Annotated in this window: 1 protein-coding gene; it reads left to right on the top strand. The window is 51.7% G+C overall.

Features of this window, described 5'->3' with window-relative positions; genetic code table 11:
* Positions 1–234 (top strand): VCBS domain-containing protein (locus A6E03_RS07730; protein ID WP_218060160.1); only part of this gene is annotated, 234 nt, incomplete at both ends.

The raw sequence follows: 234 nt of genomic DNA, 5'->3' as shown, positions 1-234 counted from the left end.
ACCGTAACACATACCGTCACCGTTGAAGTGACGGGCACCAACGATCTCCCTGACATCACCGATACATCAGTGATCGCAGGGGCGGTTGAGCACAGAGCAACAGAAAGTGCGACCGGCGATTTAGTCCTTGAAGATGTCGATACACTAGACACGCATACGTGGACCGTGGAAGCGAACACCAATGATGACTTGGGTACGTTTAGCGTTGACGCGAATGGTAAGTGGACATTCGAT

This window comes from Aliivibrio sp. 1S128 (assembly GCF_001691065.1).
Lineage (GTDB): Bacteria > Pseudomonadota > Gammaproteobacteria > Enterobacterales > Vibrionaceae > Aliivibrio.
This window is presented reverse-complemented; position numbering and strand designations above follow the sequence as displayed.